The following is a 17,849-nucleotide window of genomic DNA, read 5'->3' as shown; positions in this document are numbered from 1 at the left end:
ACCGGGAACGGGGGCGCGACCGGCGCGAACGGGGACGCGCGGGCCGGTGGGACAGAGCGGGCGAGCACCGGCGCGAGCGGGCCGGTCCGGACCGGCGGGAGCAGCGGAACCGGCAGGAACGGACAGACGGAAGCCGGGCCGGCACAGAGCGACCGGTCCGGGCAGGCGCCCTCCGGCGAGAGCGGGCCGGTCCGGACCGGCGGGACCAGCAGGACCGGCGGAACCGGCGGGGCCGGACGGGCCGTGGACGGCGAGGACGGGGCAGGGGCTGCTCGCGACGAGCGGCGGGCCGGGGCCGAGGCGGCTCGTGAGGGGCGGCGGCGGGACCGGGAGCCGGCCCTGCCCGGGGTGGTCGAGTGGCGGTTGGGCGGGGATGTGGGGCGGCGGTACGGCGCGGTGTCCGGGGACCGCAACCCGATCCATCTGCATCCGCTCGGCGCCCGCCTGTTCGGGTTCCCCCGGGCCATCGCGCACGGCATGTGGACCGTGGCCCGCTGCCTCGCCGAGCACGGCGCGCCCCCGGCGACCCTCGTCCGCGCGGAGTTCCGGGCCCCGGTGCCACTGCCGGGCACGGTGACGTACGCGGCCGACGGACAGACCTGGGGCGGCTTCGAACTGCGCGGCGGCGAGGCCCCGGAGCCGGGCGGACGGCGGGTCGGGCCGAGGGTCCATGTGAGCGGCCGCGTGTACCCGCTCGTTGTCTGAGCACACCAGGGCGGCACGGCTGGCGCTGCTCGAACGGGCCGCCGGGCACGCCCGGGTCGCCGCGCCGCGCGCCGGTGCCGTGCCGCCGCTGCGGCCCTACTACACGCCCCAGCGCGCGGGGCTCTACCTAGGTGACCTCCTCCTGCGGCACGGCCTCGACGAGCAGGGGCGGCCGCTCCCGGGGCCGCTCACCGCGGGTGACGCGGGGCGGGTCAAGGCCGTGGTCCGCCGGGTGGCCCGCAACGGGGCGGAGTCGCTGTACCGGATGGGGCGGCAGAGGGTGGCCCCCACGTTGCGGAAGTGGGGGGCGGTGTGGGAGGTCGCTGATCGGCCGCGGCCCGGTGGGCGCAGCCCTGCTTCTCAGGGGCTTCGGGGAACTGCGCGAGAAGCCCCATCGGACCCGCGGCCGACGACGGTCGCTACTCCCCGGACTCCCCCACGGGCGGCGGGACCCAGGGGTGGCCTTCCATGAGATCGCCCAGGCCCGCCCACGCGAAGTTCATCAGGGTCGCGGCGGCCTGCCGGGCGGTGATTCCGGGGGTCGCGTTGGCCCAGGCCGCCAGGGCCTCGGCGGCGCCCACGAGGCCCTCGGCGAGACCCGCCACCTCACGCTCGGGCAGCGAGGGGTCACGCCGGGCCTCCCTGGCCGCGACCAGGATCAGCCCCGTCACGAACGCCACCATCTCCTCCCGCATCGCAGCCACTTCGGAGGCGAACGGCTCCCCGTGCGTACGCGCCTGCAGATGCAGCACGGACCAGGCGTCCGGGTTGCGCGCGGTGTGCGTGAAGAAAGCCCGCAGCCCTTCCCAGAGTTGGCGGTCGGCGGGCAGCTCGGGATCGACACCGGCGCGTACGGCGGTGGTGAGCGCCGTGACCTCGCGGCGGATGCAGGCGGTGAAGAGGTCTTCCTTGGAGTTCAGGTACAGGTACACCAACGGCTTGGACACGCCCGCCAGTTCGGCGATCTCGTCCATCGACGCGGCCCGGTAGCCGCGCTGCCCGAAGGTCCGCACCGCCGCGTCCAGCATCTGCTGTTCGCGCACCGCGCGGGGCATCCGTTTGCTCTTCACAGCACCCATGCGGGCAAGCGTACGGTTCCGGCGGCGGGACGGACTCCTACGAGGCCTGACCCGACGCCGGCTCGGCGGTCCTGGCGGTCTTCTCGGCGGTCGCGGCGTTGCCTGCCACCTCGGCGCTCTCGACGGCGTCGGCCTTCTTCGTCCCCTCGGCCGCCACCGGCGTCCGCGCCTCGTCGTCGACCTCGTCCTCCTGGCTGCGGTTGGCCGCGAGGTTGGACTTGACCCGGCCGATGGAGCGGTCGAGGCGGGGGGCGATCCGCTCGGAAGCCCGGTCGCGCTCCTTGCGCAGGGCGACGAGGCTGATCGGCGCGGAGACGAGCAGGGCGAGGATGATCATCCACATGCCGTTGGAGGCGCCGAGGCCGCGCGGCGCGACGCCGGAGTAGACGAGGGCCCAGACGACCACGAAGCAGCCCGCGAAGATACCGAGGCGCATCAGTGTGTAGCGGAGCATCTCAATCCACTCTTCCGTTTCCGTTCCGGACCCTGCCGAGGGGCGTGTCGCCGAAGGGCGTCTTCCAGTGAAGCACGGTCGGCAGGCGATCTTGCACGGGGGTTGTCGGGCCTCAGGTCAGGGGCAGGAGCATCGTGATGTCGTCGCGGTGGTCCCCGGGGGCGACGCGGATGGCGCCGGGGACCCGGCCGACCTCCTTGTAGCCGCAGGAGGCGTAGAAGTGCTCCAGGCCGTGGCCGCCCCGGCAGCCGAGGCGGATGGCGTCTATGCCGTCGAAGCCGCGGGCCGCGGACTCGGCCGCCGCCATGAGTTCGCGGCCGTGGCCCTTGCCCTGATGGGCGGGGTGGACCATCACCGTGTAGAGCCAGACCCAGTGGGTCATCAGGCGGTGGGTGTTGAAGGCGAAGAACGCGGTGGCGGCGGGGGTGCCGTGGTCGTCGAGGCCGAGGAGGAGGCGGTGCCTGCCGTCCGCCATGGCGGCGAGGTGCTTGAGGAGTTCCGGGCGGATGTCCTGGGGGGTGACCGGGGGGACGAAGCCCACGGCTCCGCCGGCGTTGGAGACGTCCGACCAGAGGGTGAGGATGTGCTCGTGGAGGGTGGAGGTGAGGGGTGGGTCCAGGTGGAACGTAAGGGGCATGGGGCGACGGTAGCCATTACACGGGGCTCACCTCAAGAGAGATTCGCCCCCGCCGCCCCCACCCGTCCCATCCTCACCGGGGGCTGCGCCCTTCGGCCCCAGCCATCCGCCCGGCGGGGGCCGAAGGGGCGCAGTTCCCCGCGCCCCTCAAGGGCCTACGGCCCTCTCAGACCCGCATCGGCTGCGGGGACTCCCTGCGCGCCGGGTCCGGGCCCTCGTACTCGCGGATGATCTCGTACCTCGTGTTGCGTTCCACCGGGCGGAAGCCCGCGTCGCGGATGAGGTCCAGCAGGTCCTCGCGGGTCAGCTTGTTCGGCGTGCCGTAGTTGTCCGCGTCGTGGGTGATCTTGTACTCGACGACCGAGCCGTCCATGTCGTCCGCGCCGTGCTGGAGCGCCAGTTGCGCGGTCTGCACGCCGTGCATGACCCAGAAGACCTTGACGTGCGGGACGTTGTCGAACAGCAGCCGCGACACCGCGAAGGTCTTCAGCGCCTCCGCGCCGGTCGCCATCTGGGTGCGGGCCTGGAGGCGGTTGCGTACCTTGCCGTCCTGCATGTCGACGAAGTCGTGCTGGTAGCGCAGGGGGATGAAGACCTGGAAGCCGCCGGTCTCGTCCTGCAGTTCACGCAGGCGCAGGACGTGGTCCACCCGGTGGCGCGGCTCCTCGATGTGGCCGTAGAGCATGGTGCAGGGGGTCTTGAGCCCCTTCTCGTGCGCCAGGCGGTGGATCCGCGACCAGTCCTCCCAGTGGGTGCGGTGGTCGACGATGTGCTGCCGGACCTCCCAGTCGAAGATCTCCGCGCCGCCGCCGGTCAGCGACTCCAGGCCCGCGTCGATCAGTTCGTCCAGGATCTCCGAGGCCGTCAGACCGCTGATCGTCTCGAAGTGGTGGATCTCCGTGGCCGTGAAGGCCTTCAGCGAGACGTTCGGGAGGGCGGCCTTCAGCTCCTTGAGGGAGCGCGGATAGTAGCGCCACGGGAGGTTCGGGTGCAGGCCGTTGACGATGTGCAGCTCGGTGAGGTTCTCGCCCTCCATCGCCTTGGCGAGTTTCACCGCCTCCTCGATGCGCATCGTGTACGCGTCCTTCTCCCCCGGCTTGCGCTGGAAGGAGCAGTACGCGCACGACGCCGTGCACACGTTGGTCATGTTGAGGTGGCGGTTGACGTTGAAGTGGACGACGTCGCCGTTCTTCCGCGTCCGCACCTCGTGCGCCAGACCGCCCAGCCAGGCCAGGTCGTCCGACTCGTACAGCGCGATGCCGTCCTCACGGGTCAGCCGCTCCCCGGAGCGGACCTTCTCCTCCAGCTCGCGCTTGAGCCCGACGTCCATGCCCACACCTTTCACCGACCGACCTGCCTGCCCGCTACCCGCCCTCGCCACTGCCTGCCGCGAGGGCCTCGTCAACCCTACGTCCACTCCCCTACTGCTCCTCCTCCGGCAGCTCACCCACCCGGTTCTCCCACTTCGTGGAGAGCACGATCGTCGTACGGGTCCGGGAGACGCCCTTCGTGCCGGAGAGCCGGCGGATGGTCTTCTCCAGGCCGTCCACGTCGGGGGCGCGCACCTTGAGCATGAAGGAGTCGTCGCCCGCGATGAACCAGCAGTCCTCGATCTCGGCCAGGTCCCGCAGACGCGTCGCCACGTCCTCGTGGTCGGCGGCGTCGGAGAGGGAGATGCCGATGAGCGCGGTCACGCCGAGGCCGAGGGAGGCCGCGTTGACGGTGGCGCGATAGCCGGTGATGACCCCGGCCGCCTCCAGCCGGTTGATGCGGTCGGTGACACTGGGTCCCGACAGGCCGACGAGGCGTCCCAGCTCCGCGTAGGAGGCCCGGCCGTTCTCCCTCAGGGCCTGGATGAGCTGCCTGTCCACCGCGTCCATGCGTTCGGTTGCCTTCCGCTGAAGAGTTGTGTCGTAAGTAATGCGTGCTGCGTGCTGGTGCTGCGTGAAGTGGTGCGGGGTCGTGCTGCGTGAAGTGGTACGGGTCGTGCGTCGCGAGGGGTGAGCGTGTGGGGCGCTCAGGTGGTCGTGTGCGCGGGACGCGCGCCGCCCACCTCGCCCTCCCAGCGCCGGTACAGGGTGTGCGGGACGCCCGCCGCGTCCAGCGCCCGTCCGGCGACGAAGTCCACCAGGTCCTGGATGTGCGTGGCTCCCGCGTAGAACGCCGGGGACGCGGGCAGGACGGTCGCGCCCGCCTCGTCCAGCGTCACCAGGTGCCGCAGGGTCTGCCCGTTCAACGGGGTCTCGCGTACGGCGACCACCAGGCGGCGGCCCTCCTTGAGCGTCACGCTCGCCGCCCGTTGCAGCAGGTCCTTCGAGAGCCCCAGGGCCACGCCCGCGACGCACGCGGTCGACGCGGGCACGATCAGCATCCCCTTGACGGGGTACGAACCCGAGGACGGCCCGGCTGCCAGGTCCCCGGCGCTCCAGTACCGCACGCGCTCGCCGTCGAGGTTCACGGCGAAGGTGCCGGGCTTGCCGTCGGCACCGCGGGACAGCCATTCGCGCAGGTCGTCGCGCCAGTGGGCGTCCCGGAAGGAGATGCCCGTCTCGTCGAGCAGGGTCAGCCGCGAGGCCCGGGACACCACGAGGTCGACGCTCTCGCCGACGGCGAGGAGCGTGCGCAGCACCGCCGCGGCGTATGGGGTGCCGGACGCGCCGGACACCCCTACGATCCAAGGCGTACGCGGCGTCTCTCCTGGCTTGACTGGGTTCACGACCCCGAGCCTATCCGGCGGCGCGGGACGGGAACCGGTCAAGGGGGCATGGCCGTTTCCTGGAGTGACGGGTCGAGTCGGGGGTTGGACACATGGCGGGTGGAGTGCGCGGGGCCCTGAGTCCCGAGCGGGAGTGGTCGCGCGGGGGCCGGGCGAAGGCCGCGGCCAAGCTGATGGTGGGCTGGGTGGCGCTGCTGTGGCTGCTCGAAGTGATCGACGTGGCGACGGGGCACGCGCTGGACGAGTTCGGGATCGTCCCCCGCTCGGTCCCCGAGCTGGCCGATGTCGTGCCCGCCTCGTTCATCCACTTCGGCTTCGGCCATGTCGCGGCGAACAGCGTGCCGCTGCTGGTGCTGGGGTTCCTCTCGGCGCTCGGTGGGCTGCGGCGCTTCGCCGCCGTCTGCGCGCTGATCATCGTCGCGGACGGGCTGGGGGTGTGGCTCATATCCCCCGACAACACGAACACCGCCGGTGCCTCCGGCGTCGTCTTCGGACTCTTCGGGTTCCTCGTCGTCAGCGGGTTCGTCGAGCGCCGGCTGCTGGGGGTCGCGGTGGGTGTCCTGGTCGCGGCGGTCTGGGGCGGCTCGATCCTCGCGGGCATCGCGCCGAACGAGACCGGCATCAGCTGGCAGGGGCATCTGATCGGGCTGGTGGCGGGGGTGGTGGCAGCGTTCGTGTTCCGGCGGCGGGCGCACGGGGCCGCGCTCAGGGCGCGCCGAGCGCCCCAGGGTCCACAGGAAGACGGCTGGTATCGACCGTGAGGCGGCCGATCTTGGTCTCCACGGCGAGCTTGTCGCCGTACGGAAGGGCGTCTCGTCCGCGGTAGCCGTCGGGACCGGGGTTTCCAGAGCGTGCCGAGATGCGCCTTCCGCGGGTCGAAGACCAGGTAGTTCGGGATGCCCGAGGCGTACTGCCTGTTCTTGTCCTCGTAGTCGTTGCGGACGCCAGCCTCCCTCTCTCTGCACTCGCTGGTAGGCCGCACCACATTCAGAAGGTCAGACCCCGAACCAGAAGATCGAGCAGCGCACACACGAACAGGGCAATGCCGATGAACCCGTTGACCGAGAAGAACGCCCGGTTCAGGCGGGACAGGTCGTGCGGACGCACGATCGTGTGCTCGTACACGAACGCGCCCGCGACGATCGCGAGGCCCAGCCACAGGAACGCGCCCGCGTCGGTGAGGATCGCGTACCAGGCGAAGAGGACGGTCGTCAGGACGTGGCAGACCCGTGCCGCCCAGATCGCCGCCGGGACACCGAAGCGGGCCGGCACCGACAGCACGCCGGACTCACGGTCGGAGTCGATGTCCTGACAGGCGTAGATCAGGTCGAAGCCGCCGATCCAGATACCGACCGCCAGGCCGAGGACGACCGCCTCCCACGACCACTCCCCCGTGATGGCGAGCCAGCCGCCGACGGGCCCCATGGCCTGGGCCAGGCCCAGGATCGCCTGGGGGTAGTTCGTGAAACGCTTCCCGTAGGGGTAGACCACCATCGGGATCACGGCGACGGGGGCGAGGGCCAGGCAGAGCGGGTTGAGCAGCGCCGCCGAGCCGAGGAAGATCACGACCGCGATCAGGGCACCGGTCCACGCGTGCCTGACCGACATCGCGCCGGTCACCAGCTCGCGGTGGGCCGTCCGCGGGTTCCGCGCGTCGATCTCCCGGTCGATGATCCGGTTGACCGCCATCGCGAAGGTGCGCAGACCCACCATGCAGACGGTGACCAGCAGCAGCCGCACCCAGTGGATGTTGCCGTCCAGCCGGAACATGGCGGTGAGGGCGGCGATGTACGCGAAGGGCAGCGCGAAGACCGAGTGCTCGATCATCACGAGGCGGAGGAACGCCTTGGTGCGGCCCGGTTGCTGCGGGATGGCCGCCGATGCGCTGGTCACAGGCCGTACTCCTTCCAGCGGCGGTCGACGAGCGCCGCCGTGGCCGGGTCGGACTCGACCATGTCGGGCCAGCCCCCGTCCCGCGTGTAGCCCTCCTCGATCCACTTCTTCGTCGCGTCGATGCCCGCCTTGCCGCCCCAGAACTGCTGGTAGGAGGCATGGTCCAGATGGTCCACCGGGCCCTCGACGATCGAGAGGTCGCGGGCGTAGTCCGTGTTGCCGAGGGCGCGCCAGGCGACCTCGTGGAGGTCGTGGACGTCGCAGTCGGAGTCCACGACCACGATCAGCTTGGTCAGGGACATCATGTGGGCGCCCCAGATCGCGTGCATGACCTTCTGCGCGTGCTTGGGGTACTTCTTGTCGATCGAGATGATCGCGCAGTTGTGGAAACCGCCCGCCTCGGGGAGGTGGTAGTCCACGATGTCCGGCACGATGATCTTCAACAACGGCAGGAAGAAACGCTCCGTGGCCCGCCCCAGTGGGCCGTCCTCCGTCGGCGGGCGGCCGACCACGATCGACTGCAGCAACGGCCGCTTCCGCATCGTCACACAGTCGATCTTCAGTGCGGGGAACGGTTCCTGCGGGGTGTAGAAGCCGGTGTGGTCGCCGAACGGGCCCTCGGGGAGCATCTCGCCGGGCTCCAGCCAGCCTTCGATCACGACCTCCGCCTGCGCCGACACCTGCAGCGGCACGGTCTTGCAGTCGACCATCTCGATCCGCTTGCCCGAGACGAACCCGGCGAACAGGTACTCGTCGATGTCGCCGGGGAGCGGGGCCGTGGAGGCGTAGGTCACGGCGGGCGGGCAGCCGAAGGCGATGGCGACCGGCAGCCGCTCGCCGCGCTTGGCGGCCACCTGGTAGTGGTTGCGGCTGTCCTTGTGGATCTGCCAGTGCATGCCGATGGTGCGCTTGTCGTGGCGCTGGAGGCGGTACAGGCCGAGGTTGCGTACGCCGGTCTCGGGGTGCTTGGTGTGGGTGAGGCCCAGGTTGAAGAAGGAGCCGCCGTCCTTGGGCCAGGTGAACAGCGCGGGCAGCTGGTCCAGATCGACGTCGTCGCCCTGGAGGACCACCTCCTGCACGGGCGCGCTGTCCGCCTTCACCTTCTTCGGCGGGACGTGCGTCATCGCGCCGAGCTTCCCGAACGCCTCGCGCACCCCCACGAAGCCCTGCGGCAGCTCGGGCTTGAGCAGGCCGCCGATCTTCTCGCTGATCTCGCCGTACGACTTGAGGCCGAGGGCCTTCAGCAGGCGGCGGTCGGTGCCGAAGACGTTCATCGCGAGGGGCATCGAGGAGCCCTTCACGTTCTCGAAGAGCAGGGCGGGGCCGCCGGCCTTGTTGACCCGGTCGACGATCTCCCCGACCTCCAGGTAGGGGTCGACTTCGGCCTTGATGCGCTTGAGATCGCCCTCGCGCTCCAGTGCGCGGAGCAGGGAGCGAAGATCGTCGTAAGCCATGCGGACAAGTATCCCCGAGGGGCTACCCTGACCCCGTCACGGGGCCCCGAGCACGGCCTCGATGTCACTTCCACCGCTTCCAGGGGGCTGTTCCATGCTCAGGGTGTTGATGTACCTCGTGCCGCTGGCGCTGACGATCTACGCGTTCATCGACTGCCTCAACACCCCCGAGGACGAGGCGAAGCACCTGCCGAAGATCGCCTGGGTCTTCATCATCCTGCTCTTCTGGATCGTCGGCCCCGTCGCCTGGCTCGCCGCCGGAAAGCTGCGGGGCGGCCCCGAGGGCGGCCGCACGCCCTCCGGGTGGCACCGCAACCACCGCACCGAGTACGTCGCCCCCGACGACAATCCCGAGTTCCTGAAGTCCCTCGCCGAGGACAACAAGAAGGACGAGTCCCTCCTCAAGAGCTGGGAGGCCGACCTCCGCCGCCGCGAGGAGGAGCTGAAGCGCCAGGAGGAGGAGCAGGGCGAGAAGCGGGACAAGAAGGACAGCGAGGACTGACGCAGGGAAGAAGGGCGACGAGGACCGGCGCACGACGGGGGCCGGCGCCGGCGGACAAGGCGCGCGCGGCGCTGACGCGGAGCGGGTGTCGCTGCGGGCGACCGGCGAGGCGCCGCGGACTCCGTCCGGGGAGCTGCCCGAGGAGGACCTACCGGGCACCGGCCTGCCGATCGGGGAGGTCGCGGCCCTGCTCGGCGTCCGCACGTCGACGCTCCGCGCCCGGGAGGCTGCCGGTCTCCTCGCGCCCCAGCGCGCCAGAAATTCACATATGCCGCTTAAAGGGGCAATGATGGGTATACGGACAAGCAGGTGACAGACAAGACAGGTGACAGTGATGGACGGTCGGGAGTCGGAGACGCGCCGTTCCTCGCCGCGGCGGTCGGAGCCCGCCGAGGAGCGCGTCTCCGCGCCCGAAGCCATGCGGAACGCGATCGAGCAGCTCGCCGAGCTGCTGGGCCGCGCTCCCGAGTCCGTTTCCGCGCTGAAGCCGACCGAGGAGGGCTGGGAGGCCCAGGTCGAGGTCCTGGAGCTGGAGCGCGTCCCGCAGACGACCAGTGTGATGGCCGCCTACCGGGTCGCCCTGGATCCCGCGGGCAAGCTGCTGGCGTACGAGCGCGGCCGCCGGTACACGCGCGCACAGGTCGACCGGGGCTCCCGCTGAGCCGCCGAGGTCGCGGCCACCGCTGACACCGCTCGCGGAAACCGGTGGTCCTCGACACGGCCGCGGCCCGAAGCCCTCCGGCGTACGGCTTCCCGTACCGGAAGGGAAGAGATCGTGACTGTGGTGCCGCAGAGCGAGGGCGGCGCCGGTGCCGCCCGCGGCGGTGGCTCCGGGAACCTCTACGACGTGCTGGAACTGGTCCTCGACAGGGGCCTGGTCATCGACGCGTTCGTACGGGTCTCCCTGGTGGGCATCGAGATCCTGAAGATCGACGCCCGGGTCGTGGTGGCCAGCGTCGACACGTACCTGCGCTTCGCCGAGGCGTGCAACCGGCTGGACCTGGAATCGGGACGCAAGGCCCCCTCCCAGCTGACGGACATCGTCGGGAACACCGTCGAGTCGGGCGCCAAGGGCAAGAGCAAGGGGGCGCTCACGGGCGCCGTCGAGGCCGTCTCCGACTCGCTCCACAAGGGGCGCGGGGACGACGACCGCGAGTCCGGCCGCGAGAGGCAGCGCGTGCGCTCCGCGCGGGCCGCGAGCCGCCGTTCCTCCCGAGAGCGTGAGGAGTGAGCGAGCCGATGTCGGTGTACGTCTACGCCATCACCAAGGAAGCGCATCCGCTGGGCCTGGACGACGTCAGGGGCGTCGGCGAGGACCCCGCCGAGCTGCGGACCGTCAACAGCGCCGGCCTGGCCGCCGTCGTCAGCGAGGCTCCCGAAGTGCTCTCGGTCAGCCGCCGGGACGTGGAGGCCCATCACGAGGTCCAGGAACAGCTGTGGTCCGACGGCACCATCCTCCCCCTGAGCTTCGGGTTCGTCGCCGAGGACGAGTCCGCCGTCGAGGCTCTGCTCCGGGAGCGGGCCGAGGCGTACGCCCAGCGGCTGGACGAGCTCACCGGGCGCGCGGAGTTCAACGTCAAGGGCGTGGCGGACGAGGACGCCCTGCTGCGCGCCATCCTGACGGAGTCCCCGCAGGCCCGTGAGCTGAACGAGACGATCCGCGAGGGCGGCGGTACGTACGAGGACCGGCTCGCCCTCGGTGAACTCGTGGCCGGGGAGGTGCAGGCCCGGCAGCAGGCGCTGGGCGAGGAGGCCCTGGCCGCGCTGCGGCCGTACATCCTGGCCGAGCAGCTCTCGCCGCCGTCCCAGCAGTACTTCGTGAACGCCTCTTTCCTGGTCGACTCGGAGCGCTCCGAGGAGTTCGCCGAGGCGGGCGGGGAGCTGGCCGAGGCCCTGGGAGAGGGGGTCGAACTGCGGCTGCGCGGACCGCTGCCGCCGTACAGCTTCGTGTGAACGCGTTCCCTGAGGAGGCGTTGTGGTGGGACTGGTCGGAACCATTCTGACCTTGCCGTTCGCTCCCGTCCGGGGCGTCGGATGGGTGGTCGACAAGGTGCGGCAGGCCGCCGAGGACGAGTACTACGACCCGGCTCCCGTCCAGGAGCAGCTGGTGCAGCTGGAGCGCGCGCGGGGCGAGGGGCAGATCGGTGAGGAGGAGTTCACGCGGCGCGAGGAGGAGCTGCTGCACCGGTTGGAGGAGATCAGCGCCTACCGGCTCCAGCAGAGAGAGGCACAGTCATGAACAACGCCACGATCGGCGCCGCCGTCCTGGGCGGGTATCTGCTGGGGCGGACGAAGAAGGCCAAACTCGCCCTCGGCCTGGGCGCGCTGCTGGCCGGCTCCCAGGTCAGACCCGGACAGCTGGGCAAGGCGGTCGACGCCCCGTTCCTCGGCGACCTCACCCGGCAGATCCGCACCGAACTGACGGGCGCGGGCAAGGCCGCGGCGACCTCCGTGCTGTCGTCGAAGGCCGACAGCCTGGCAGGAACCCTGCACGACCGCACCGCGGGACTGCGGGAGCGGGCCGAGGGGAACGGCGGGCAGAACGAAGCGGATGCGGACGCGGACGCCGATACGGATACGGATGCCGACGCCGGGGCCGAAGACGGCGACCGGGACGAAGCGGACGAGGAGAACGGCCCCGACGAGGACCACGATGACGGACACGAGGACGGACAGGACGACGGACAGGAGGACGCGCAGAAGGACGCGCAGAAGGAGAAGGCCGAAGCGGACGAGAGCGAGAAGGGCGGAGAAGGCCGGAAACGGCCGGCCAAGCGATCCGGCGGCGGCACCGCCGCCCGCAGGAGCGGCGGACGTTCGACGACTCAGCGCGGCGGGTCCACGACGCGCAAGAGCGCACCGCGCGCGACCGCGACGAAGAAGACCGCCGCCGCGAGCCGCTCCAGGAGCGGCAGTGGTTCACGGTCGAGGAGGCAGGACGATGGCTGAGGGCAGAGCGGCGAAAGGCGGGGCTGGTACCGGCACCCTCAGCAGGACGGACGAGGAGGCCGGTGGGAACGGGCATGCGAACGGCAACGCGGGCACGAGCCGGCTGAAGGAGGAGCTGGAGGACTACATCCAGGCCCGGCTCTCGGTGATGCTCCAGGGCGTGGGCCACGGCCTCGGCACGGGCGCGCGCAAACTGGGCGACATGAGCGCGGGAGCGGTGAAGTCGACCGCGTCCCACGCCAAGGACGCGGTGGTCGACAAGGCGAAGGGTGTCACGGGCAAGGCGAAGGACACCGTCGGCGAGAAGGCCGGGGACGTCAAGGAGAAGGCCAAGGAGGCCCTCGCCAAGGGGCACGGCAAGGATCCCTCGGGCGGCAGCGGCAAGGGGCACACCATCATCGAGGACATCGATGTGGGCGTCCCCGTGCGCGAGGCGTACAACCAGTGGACGCAGTTCGAGGAGTTCCAGCGGTTCGCCAAGGGTGTGATCGGCGTCGAGCAGAAGGACGAGGTCGCCACGCAGTGGCACGTCAAGGTCGCCAAGTCGAACCGGCACTGGCACGCCACCATCACGGAGCAGGTGCCCGACGAGCGCATCGCCTGGACCTCCGAGGGCGACAAGGCCACCACCAGGGGCGTCGTCACCTTCCACCCCCTCGGGGACAACCTGACCAAGGTGCTGCTCGTCCTGGAGTACTTCCCGAAGGGACTCTTCGAGAAGACGGGCGGCCTCTTCCGGTCCCAGGGCCGCCGTGCCCGCCTCGACCTCAAGCTGTACCGCACGTTCATCATGATGCGCGGCGAGGCCACCGGCGGCTGGCGCGGAGAGATCCGTGACGGGGAGGTCCAGGAGCGGGACGAGGACGAGGACGACGCGGAGGACCGGTACGACGAGGACGACGCGGAGGACCGGTACGACGAGGACCGCTCCGACGAGGACGAGGAGCCCCGGGCGGAGGACGAGGAGGACGAGGAGGACGAGTGGGAGGACGACGACGAGGCCGCGGACGACTACGAGCGCGACGACGCGTACGAGGACGAGGACGAGAACGAGGACAGCGACGAGGCTGCGGCTGAGGGCGAGGAGGACGACGAAGAGAAGCCGGTGAAGTCGAGGAGGAGGTCGAGCGAGCCGTGACCCCGTCCGACTCCCCCGTTCCCTCGCCGACGCGAAGCCCGTATCCGGCGTACGGCGGCGGCCAGGGCTCCAGCGCGAACCTCGCCGACATCCTCGAACGCGTGCTCGACAAAGGCATCGTCATCGTCGGAGACATCAAGATCAACCTGCTCGACATCGAGCTGCTGACCATCAAACTGCGCCTGCTCGTGGCCTCCGTCGACAAGGCCAAGGAGATCGGCATCGACTGGTGGGAGCACGACCCCGCCCTCTCCTCCCGCGCGTCCCGCTCCGACGGCCGGCGCTCGCTCGCCGACGAGAACGAGCGCCTGCGCGCCGAGGTGAGAGAGCTGCGCGAACGCGTCGAGACGCCCGCGCCGGAGCTGCCCGCGAGGAAGTCGAAACCGGCCGGACCGGCCGAGCGTCGCGAGGAGGGCCGCAAGGTGAGCCGTACGGAGGGCCGTAGGGCGGAACCCCCGCGGAAGCGGCGCGGACCGGCCGGTGACGACGCCGACGAGAACCGGTCCTGAGCTCCCGTTTCCCGAGGAGGTGTTCCGTCGACGATGAGCATGTACGGCGACCCCGACGGCCATGCCGCGTACGCCGACGACGACCGCCCCCTCAGCGGACGGCAGGTCGCGCTGATCGACCTCCTCGACCGGCTGCTGAGCGGCGGTGTCGTCCTGACCGGGGACCTCGTCCTCAGCGTGGCGGACATCGACTTGGTGCGGGTGTCGCTGCGGGCGGTGATCGTCGCCGTACGCGAGCAGATGGACGAGCAGTGGGCGCTGGACCTGCCCGAGCGGACGTCCCCGGAACCCGGGCGCTCCCTGGAACCCGGGCGGACGTCCCTGGAACCCGAGCGGACGTCCCTGGAACCCGGGCTGACACATCCGGAAGGAGGCGGCGTCGATGACGGTCCCGGACCCCCGGTCTGACGGCGGCCCCCGCACCGACCGTCTCCGCGAGGTCGCCGACGCCGCGAGCCGCGCGTTCTCGCTGCTCCCCGCACGGCCGGACGACCTCCCCCCGCCGGCCGGGCGGGGAGGCGCGGGACCTGTCGCCCGGCGCCTGCGCACCGACCCCGACACGGTCGAGCGGGACCTCGTCCGCCTGGTCCTCACCATCGTCGAACTGCTCCGCCAGCTGATGGAGCGCCAGGCCCTGCACCGCGTCGACCGGGGCGGCCTCACCGAGGACCAGGAGGAACGGCTCGGGATGACCCTGATGGTCCTGCACGAACGGATGACCGAACTCTGCGACCGCTACGGCCTCACCCTGGACGACCTCAACATCGACCTCGGCCCCCTCGGCCCCCTCCTCCCGCCGCCGTAGTCGAGCGCCGCGCAGGTGAGGGAGGCGTCCCCCGGGAAGAGTGGGGTCATGGACCAGGCACAGGCACGCGCATGGCTCGCCACCGCCGTCGAGGAGGCCCGGACCGGGCTGGCGGAGGGCGGCATCCCCATCGGGGCCGCGCTCTACGGGCCCGACGGCACTCTGCTCGGGCGCGGCCGCAACCGGCGCGTCCAGGACGGAGACCCCTCCATGCACGCCGAGACGGCCGCGTTCCGCGCGGCGGGGCGGCAGCGGACGTATCGCGGCACGACGATGGTGACGACGCTGTCGCCGTGCTGGTACTGCTCCGGGCTGGTGCGGCAGTTCGGGATCTCGCGGGTGGTGGTCGGGGAGGCCACGACCTTCGACGGCGGACACGACTGGCTCGCCACGCACGGCGTGGAGATCGTGCTCCTTGACGACCCGGAGTGCGTGTCCCTGATGCGCGACTTCATCCGGCACCAACCGGCCCTATGGAACGAGGACATCGGTGACCCCAGCGACATCGGCGACGGCAGCGGCCGGTAGGCCCCGCATCCCCACCATCGACCTGCGCCCCTGGAGCGACGGCGACCCCGGGGCCCGTGCCCGGATCGCCCGCACCGTCGACGAGGCGCTCCAGACCGCCGGATTCCTCCTCGTCACCGGCCACGGCGTGGACCCGGCCCTGCGCGCCCGCGTCCGGGAGGCCGCCCGCGCCTTCTTCGTGCTGCCCGTCGAGGCCAAGCGGGCGTACGAGGTGAAGGTCGGCGGGCGGGGCTGGCTCGGGCCGGGGGCCGAGGCCAACGGGTACGCGGAGGGGACGGAGACACCGCCGGACCTCAAGGAGTCCCTGACGTTCGCGACGCACGAGCCGTTCGAGGACCCGGTCGTGAACGCCGAGTGGTACGCGCCGAACGTCTGGCCGGCGGAGGTGCCGGAACTGCGGGCGCTGTGCGAGGAGTACCTGGCGCGCATGGGCGAGCTGGAGAACCTGCTGCTGACGCTCCTCGGCGAGGCGCTCGGTCTGGAGCCGGACTTCTTCTCCCGGCACATGAGCCACCCCACCTACGGCTTCAACATCAACTGGTACCCGGGCACGGACGTCATCGGCGACCCGGTGCCGGGCCAGTTCCGCATCGGCCCGCACACCGACTTCGGCACGGTCACGATCCTCGACCGGCAGGCCGGGAAGGGCGGCCTCCAGGTGTTCACGGACGAGGGCGGCTGGGAGGACGCCCCGTACGACCCCGCCGCCTTCACGATCAACGTCGGCGATCTGCTGGCCCGTTGGACCGGGGACCGCTGGCGCTCCGGGCGTCACCGGGTGCTGCCGCCCCCGGCCGACGAACCCGGCGAGGAGTTGATGTCGCTGGTCTACTTCGGCGAGTGCACCCCGGGCACGATCGTGGAGTCCGTGCCCGCGCCGGTCGGCCGGGTGGCGCACCCGCCGGTGGACTCGCACGTCTACCTGCGGGCGCAGCTGGACTCGATCACGGTCGGCTGACCGGCATCCGCGTCATCTTGTATCGAGTGTTTGACACAAGATCCCGGCTCACGGCATCTTGTACGCACCGCTTGATACAAGATGATCCGGGGGGATCTCCGCATGCTCGACACCGCCCCGTTCCAGCACCGGCTCCTCGACCACGCCGACCACTACGCCCGCTGGTCCGGGCTGGCCATCGGTCTCGTGGTCGCCCAGGCGCTGTCCACGCTGGGGGACGTCGAGTTCGAGCAGCGCGTGGTGTTCTGCCTCACCGCCTTCGGCCTGTGCGCCGTGGCCGGAGTACTGCTCGCCGACGCACTGACCCTGCGCCCCCAGGAGGCGGTCCGCACCGCGAGTCTCGCCCCGCGCCTGGTCAGGGACCACGTCCCGCCGCGCATGGGGCCCCTGATCGCCCTCCAGGGCGTCTCTCTGGCCGTCCTGCTCGTGATCACGGCCGCCACGGCCTCCGTCGATCCCGCCCGCATCTTCAGCACGGGCAGGGTCCTCACCCTCACCTGCAACGGGATGCGCGCGACCGCCGGGCCCTGGCCCGGCCTGTACTACACCCTCCCGATGTTCGGCGCGCTCGCCATAGCCACCCCCACCTGCGTCTGGGCCCTGCGCCGCATCGCCCACGGCCCGGGCGAGGAACAGCAGCGCAGGGACCGCGCCTGGGCGGTCACCGGGGCCTGGGGGCTCCTGGTGTCGAGCCAGCAGCTGTACGCCGTGCTGATGGTCTCCCTCGCGCTGACGGAGACGGGCTGCGCCGGCGTGCTGGGCGTGCTCACCTTCTGGGTGTTCTACCCGCTGGCCCTGCTGAACCTGTTCACCGTCGTCTGGTCCCTCGTCACCGTGGTGGCGCCCCGGGCCGTCGACGACGAGGCGACAGAGGAGCTCTCCGACGATGAGTGAGGCCGCCGTCCGCGTCGACACCACCAGCCAGGTCCCGCCGTACGAGCAGATCCGCGCGCAGCTCGCCGCGCTGATCGTCACCGGACGGCTGGCCGAGGGCGACCGGCTGCCGACCGTCCGCCAGCTGGCCACGGACCTCGGGCTCGCCCCCGGCACCGTGGCCCGCGCCTACCGCGAGCTGGAGGCGGGCGGGCTGATCCGCACCCGCCGGGGCGCCGGCACCCGCGTGGCGGCGCCCCCCGCCCCCGCACGCCCGCACGCCCCCCAACTTGCCACCCTTGCCCGCGACTTCACCGCAGCGGCCCGGGCCATGGGGGTCGACACCGAGTCCATCCTGACCGCCGTCCGCGACGCCCTGGGCCCGGACCGGCCCAGCTAGCGCCGCGCTCTCCAGAAGGTGACGCCGAGGACTCCGCCCACGCCGCTGCCGAGCGCCAGCCCCATCGCCAGGTTGTCGAAGACCGTTGTTCCCAGCGCGATCCCGACGGCGATACCGATCAGCATGCCCACGGCCAGCCCGACGCCCGGGTACGACGCCCCGTCGCCCGCGTCACGCTCAGCACCCTCGTCGATCTCCCTGTTCACCATTCGATCATTCTGTCGAACCGGTCGGTGAGGGCAAGAGCCG

The 17,849-nt window shown here is 71.3% G+C and carries 24 protein-coding genes and 2 pseudogenes; 17 read left to right on the top strand and 9 right to left on the bottom strand.

The window, feature by feature from the left end; all coding sequences use genetic code 11:
* Positions 1-330: 330 nt before the first annotated feature.
* Positions 331-705, top strand: a pseudogene (locus tag ACFU5F_RS00445) (MaoC/PaaZ C-terminal domain-containing protein); the annotation flags it as partial.
* 419 nt (positions 706-1,124) lie between these two features.
* Here the strand turns inward: ACFU5F_RS00445 and ACFU5F_RS00440 are convergent.
* The 6 genes from ACFU5F_RS00440 to ACFU5F_RS00415 form a co-directional block, all read right to left on the bottom strand.
* Positions 1,125-1,784: a TetR/AcrR family transcriptional regulator gene (locus ACFU5F_RS00440; RefSeq protein WP_383880001.1), complete on the bottom strand. Its 660-nt coding sequence runs from the start codon at positions 1,782-1,784 to the stop codon at positions 1,125-1,127.
* A 37-nt stretch (positions 1,785-1,821) separates the two neighbouring features.
* Complete coding sequence (locus ACFU5F_RS00435; protein WP_383879999.1) at positions 1,822-2,238, bottom strand: DUF4229 domain-containing protein; 417 nt, start codon at positions 2,236-2,238, stop codon at positions 1,822-1,824.
* Positions 2,239-2,350: 112 nt separating this feature from the next.
* On the bottom strand, positions 2,351-2,875 hold the full coding sequence (locus ACFU5F_RS00430; protein ID WP_383879997.1) for a GNAT family N-acetyltransferase: 525 nt from the start codon (positions 2,873-2,875) through the stop codon (positions 2,351-2,353).
* Positions 2,876-3,041: 166 nt separating this feature from the next.
* Positions 3,042-4,205, bottom strand: a complete 1,164-nt coding sequence (gene mqnE / locus ACFU5F_RS00425) for an aminofutalosine synthase MqnE (RefSeq protein ID WP_275456668.1) — start codon at positions 4,203-4,205, stop codon at positions 3,042-3,044.
* 91 nt (positions 4,206-4,296) lie between these two features.
* The gene (locus ACFU5F_RS00420; protein WP_275456669.1) at positions 4,297-4,755 is read right to left on the bottom strand and encodes an Lrp/AsnC family transcriptional regulator; all 459 of its coding nucleotides are present in this window, start codon (positions 4,753-4,755) and stop codon (positions 4,297-4,299) included.
* A gap of 137 nt (positions 4,756-4,892) precedes the next feature.
* Positions 4,893-5,591, bottom strand: a complete 699-nt coding sequence (locus tag ACFU5F_RS00415) for a UbiX family flavin prenyltransferase (RefSeq protein ID WP_383879994.1) — start codon at positions 5,589-5,591, stop codon at positions 4,893-4,895.
* A gap of 92 nt (positions 5,592-5,683) precedes the next feature.
* On the opposite strand from ACFU5F_RS00415, the gene ACFU5F_RS00410 reads away from it, so the two are divergent.
* The gene (locus ACFU5F_RS00410; protein ID WP_383879992.1) at positions 5,684-6,352 is read left to right on the top strand and encodes a rhomboid family intramembrane serine protease; all 669 of its coding nucleotides are present in this window, start codon (positions 5,684-5,686) and stop codon (positions 6,350-6,352) included.
* 226 nt (positions 6,353-6,578) lie between these two features.
* Here the strand turns inward: ACFU5F_RS00410 and mqnP are convergent, their stop codons facing one another.
* Positions 6,579-7,484, bottom strand: coding sequence for a menaquinone biosynthesis prenyltransferase MqnP (gene mqnP, locus ACFU5F_RS00405; RefSeq protein ID WP_383879990.1), 906 nt, complete (start codon positions 7,482-7,484; stop codon positions 6,579-6,581).
* A complete protein-coding gene (locus ACFU5F_RS00400) occupies positions 7,481-8,938 on the bottom strand; it encodes a menaquinone biosynthesis decarboxylase (protein ID WP_383879988.1) in 1,458 nt (485 codons plus the stop codon). The genes mqnP and ACFU5F_RS00400 overlap by 4 nt, the downstream gene beginning before the upstream one ends.
* 94 nt (positions 8,939-9,032) lie before the next feature.
* On the opposite strand from ACFU5F_RS00400, the gene ACFU5F_RS00395 reads away from it, so the two are divergent.
* From ACFU5F_RS00395 to ACFU5F_RS00325, 15 genes and pseudogenes are all read left to right on the top strand, one after another.
* Positions 9,033-9,440: a PLD nuclease N-terminal domain-containing protein gene (locus ACFU5F_RS00395; RefSeq protein ID WP_383879987.1), complete on the top strand. Its 408-nt coding sequence runs from the start codon at positions 9,033-9,035 to the stop codon at positions 9,438-9,440.
* Between the two features lie 85 nt (positions 9,441-9,525).
* Positions 9,526-9,753 carry a MerR family DNA-binding transcriptional regulator gene (locus ACFU5F_RS00390; RefSeq protein ID WP_383879985.1) on the top strand — a complete coding sequence of 76 codons (228 nt, stop codon included), beginning with the start codon at positions 9,526-9,528 and terminating at the stop codon, positions 9,751-9,753.
* 21 nt (positions 9,754-9,774) lie between these two features.
* Positions 9,775-10,101, top strand: a complete 327-nt coding sequence (locus ACFU5F_RS00385; RefSeq protein ID WP_383879983.1) for a gas vesicle protein — start codon at positions 9,775-9,777, stop codon at positions 10,099-10,101.
* Positions 10,102-10,221: 120 nt separating this feature from the next.
* A complete protein-coding gene (locus ACFU5F_RS00380; protein ID WP_383880420.1) occupies positions 10,222-10,671 on the top strand; it encodes a gas vesicle structural protein GvpA in 450 nt (149 codons plus the stop codon).
* Between the two features lie 8 nt (positions 10,672-10,679).
* Positions 10,680-11,393 carry a GvpL/GvpF family gas vesicle protein gene (locus ACFU5F_RS00375; RefSeq protein WP_383879981.1) on the top strand — a complete coding sequence of 238 codons (714 nt, stop codon included), beginning with the start codon at positions 10,680-10,682 and terminating at the stop codon, positions 11,391-11,393.
* Between the two features lie 22 nt (positions 11,394-11,415).
* A complete protein-coding gene (locus ACFU5F_RS00370) occupies positions 11,416-11,679 on the top strand; it encodes a gas vesicle protein GvpG (protein WP_383879979.1) in 264 nt (87 codons plus the stop codon).
* Complete coding sequence (locus ACFU5F_RS00365; protein ID WP_383879977.1) at positions 11,676-12,389, top strand: ABC transporter substrate-binding protein; 714 nt, start codon at positions 11,676-11,678, stop codon at positions 12,387-12,389. Before ACFU5F_RS00370 ends, ACFU5F_RS00365 begins: the two co-directional genes overlap by 4 nt.
* A complete protein-coding gene (locus tag ACFU5F_RS00360) occupies positions 12,382-13,527 on the top strand; it encodes an SRPBCC family protein (RefSeq protein ID WP_383879975.1) in 1,146 nt (381 codons plus the stop codon). Before ACFU5F_RS00365 ends, ACFU5F_RS00360 begins: the two co-directional genes overlap by 8 nt.
* Complete coding sequence (locus tag ACFU5F_RS00355; protein WP_383879973.1) at positions 13,524-14,036, top strand: gas vesicle protein; 513 nt, start codon at positions 13,524-13,526, stop codon at positions 14,034-14,036. The genes ACFU5F_RS00360 and ACFU5F_RS00355 overlap by 4 nt, the downstream gene beginning before the upstream one ends.
* Before the next feature lie 39 nt (positions 14,037-14,075).
* A pseudogene (locus tag ACFU5F_RS00350) lies at positions 14,076-14,306 on the top strand (gas vesicle protein); the annotation flags it as partial.
* Positions 14,307-14,418: 112 nt separating this feature from the next.
* Positions 14,419-14,841, top strand: coding sequence for a gas vesicle protein K (locus tag ACFU5F_RS00345; RefSeq protein WP_383879971.1), 423 nt, complete (start codon positions 14,419-14,421; stop codon positions 14,839-14,841).
* Positions 14,842-14,889: 48 nt separating this feature from the next.
* Complete coding sequence (locus ACFU5F_RS00340; RefSeq protein ID WP_383879969.1) at positions 14,890-15,369, top strand: nucleoside deaminase; 480 nt, start codon at positions 14,890-14,892, stop codon at positions 15,367-15,369.
* Positions 15,332-16,327, top strand: a complete 996-nt coding sequence (locus tag ACFU5F_RS00335) for an isopenicillin N synthase family dioxygenase (RefSeq protein ID WP_383879966.1) — start codon at positions 15,332-15,334, stop codon at positions 16,325-16,327. Before ACFU5F_RS00340 ends, ACFU5F_RS00335 begins: the two co-directional genes overlap by 38 nt.
* A gap of 102 nt (positions 16,328-16,429) precedes the next feature.
* Positions 16,430-17,221: a hypothetical protein gene (locus tag ACFU5F_RS00330; protein WP_383879964.1), complete on the top strand. Its 792-nt coding sequence runs from the start codon at positions 16,430-16,432 to the stop codon at positions 17,219-17,221.
* Positions 17,214-17,600: a GntR family transcriptional regulator gene (locus tag ACFU5F_RS00325; RefSeq protein WP_383879962.1), complete on the top strand. Its 387-nt coding sequence runs from the start codon at positions 17,214-17,216 to the stop codon at positions 17,598-17,600. The genes ACFU5F_RS00330 and ACFU5F_RS00325 overlap by 8 nt, the downstream gene beginning before the upstream one ends.
* Here ACFU5F_RS00325 and ACFU5F_RS00320 read toward each other — a convergent pair.
* On the bottom strand, positions 17,597-17,809 hold the full coding sequence (locus tag ACFU5F_RS00320) for a hypothetical protein (protein WP_383879960.1): 213 nt from the start codon (positions 17,807-17,809) through the stop codon (positions 17,597-17,599). The genes ACFU5F_RS00325 and ACFU5F_RS00320 overlap by 4 nt on opposite strands.
* Positions 17,810-17,849: the final 40 nt, after the last annotated feature.

It is taken from the genome of Streptomyces sp. NPDC057438 (genome assembly GCF_042802995.1).
In the GTDB taxonomy this organism is placed as follows: domain Bacteria; phylum Actinomycetota; class Actinomycetes; order Streptomycetales; family Streptomycetaceae; genus Streptomyces.
The sequence above is the reverse complement of the archived record's forward strand: the minus strand, read 5'-3'. Positions and strand labels throughout refer to the sequence as shown.

Bases quoted from the DNA above. Each gene is read 5' to 3' on its own strand.
- ACFU5F_RS00440 (WP_383880001.1), bottom strand. From the start codon at position 1,784: ATGGGTGCTGTGAAGAGCAAACGGATGCCCCGCGCGGTGCGCGAACAG.
- ACFU5F_RS00435 (WP_383879999.1), bottom strand. From the start codon at position 2,238: ATGCTCCGCTACACACTGATGCGCCTCGGTATCTTCGCGGGCTGCTTC.
- ACFU5F_RS00430 (WP_383879997.1), bottom strand. From the start codon at position 2,875: ATGCCCCTTACGTTCCACCTGGACCCACCCCTCACCTCCACCCTCCAC.
- mqnE (WP_275456668.1), bottom strand. From the start codon at position 4,205: ATGGACGTCGGGCTCAAGCGCGAGCTGGAGGAGAAGGTCCGCTCCGGG.
- ACFU5F_RS00420 (WP_275456669.1), bottom strand. From the start codon at position 4,755: ATGGACGCGGTGGACAGGCAGCTCATCCAGGCCCTGAGGGAGAACGGC.
- ACFU5F_RS00410 (WP_383879992.1), top strand. From the start codon at position 5,684: ATGGCGGGTGGAGTGCGCGGGGCCCTGAGTCCCGAGCGGGAGTGGTCG.
- ACFU5F_RS00400 (WP_383879988.1), bottom strand. From the start codon at position 8,938: ATGGCTTACGACGATCTTCGCTCCCTGCTCCGCGCACTGGAGCGCGAG.
- ACFU5F_RS00395 (WP_383879987.1), top strand. From the start codon at position 9,033: ATGCTCAGGGTGTTGATGTACCTCGTGCCGCTGGCGCTGACGATCTAC.
- ACFU5F_RS00385 (WP_383879983.1), top strand. From the start codon at position 9,775: ATGGACGGTCGGGAGTCGGAGACGCGCCGTTCCTCGCCGCGGCGGTCG.
- ACFU5F_RS00375 (WP_383879981.1), top strand. From the start codon at position 10,680: ATGTCGGTGTACGTCTACGCCATCACCAAGGAAGCGCATCCGCTGGGC.
- ACFU5F_RS00365 (WP_383879977.1), top strand. From the start codon at position 11,676: ATGAACAACGCCACGATCGGCGCCGCCGTCCTGGGCGGGTATCTGCTG.
- ACFU5F_RS00360 (WP_383879975.1), top strand. From the start codon at position 12,382: ATGGCTGAGGGCAGAGCGGCGAAAGGCGGGGCTGGTACCGGCACCCTC.
- ACFU5F_RS00345 (WP_383879971.1), top strand. From the start codon at position 14,419: ATGACGGTCCCGGACCCCCGGTCTGACGGCGGCCCCCGCACCGACCGT.
- ACFU5F_RS00340 (WP_383879969.1), top strand. From the start codon at position 14,890: ATGGACCAGGCACAGGCACGCGCATGGCTCGCCACCGCCGTCGAGGAG.
- ACFU5F_RS00330 (WP_383879964.1), top strand. From the start codon at position 16,430: ATGCTCGACACCGCCCCGTTCCAGCACCGGCTCCTCGACCACGCCGAC.
- ACFU5F_RS00325 (WP_383879962.1), top strand. From the start codon at position 17,214: ATGAGTGAGGCCGCCGTCCGCGTCGACACCACCAGCCAGGTCCCGCCG.
- ACFU5F_RS00320 (WP_383879960.1), bottom strand. From the start codon at position 17,809: ATGGTGAACAGGGAGATCGACGAGGGTGCTGAGCGTGACGCGGGCGAC.